This is a genomic window from Cellulomonas hominis (genome assembly GCF_005239125.1).
In the GTDB taxonomy this organism is placed as follows: Bacteria; Actinomycetota; Actinomycetes; order Actinomycetales; family Cellulomonadaceae; genus Cellulomonas; species Cellulomonas hominis_A.
Genome location: NZ_SZYE01000383.1, coordinates 1 through 649, shown reverse-complemented (window position 1 = coordinate 649; position 649 = coordinate 1). Strand labels below are relative to the sequence as shown.

General features: G+C 78.9%; 1 protein-coding gene. It reads left to right on the top strand.

What is annotated here, in order from left to right; all coding sequences use genetic code 11:
- A partial coding sequence (locus tag FA014_RS19690) for a copper resistance CopC family protein (protein ID WP_154731273.1) occupies positions 1 to 629 on the top strand: 629 nt, incomplete at its 5' end.
- Positions 630 to 649: the final 20 nt, after the last annotated feature.

Here is a 649-nt window from a genome sequence, read left to right as displayed (position 1 = left end):
TCGCGGCGGTGCTGCTGACCGCGGGCCGCGCGGACGCGCACAACTCCCTCCTGGGGACCGACCCGGCGGACGGGTCGACGGTGGACGCGCCGCCGGCGAGCATCACGCTGACGTTCGACCAGCCGGCGCAGTCGCTGGGCACCGAGATCGTCGTGCTGGGCCCTGACGGCAGCGCGGTGAGCACGGGGGACGCCGCGCTCGTCGACAACACCGTGTCCCAGCCGCTGACCACCGGGCTGCCCGCGGGGGCGTACACCGTCGAGTGGCGCGTGACGTCCGCGGACGGCCACCCGCTGTCCGGCACGCTCGCCTTCACGGCGGCGTCCGGCGCGGAGGCAGCCGTCCCGGCCGCGCCCGAGACGATCGAGCCGACCGCCGAGCCGACGGCCGAGCCCCAGAACGAGGCCACCGTCTCCGCGACCCTCGCGCCGCAGCAGGAGCTCGCCGAGGACGAGGACGCCGGGATCGCGGCCGGGGTGGTCGCCGCGATCGTCGTGGCCGTGCTCGCCGCGGGCGCGGTGGCGGTGTTCGTCGTGCGCGAGCGCCGCCGGTCGCACGCGGCCGACGGCCCCGCGGGCACCGACGGCCCGACCGGCCCCACCGGCGGGGACGGCCGGGCGGAGGGCTGATGGCGCCCGGCGTCGCCGCC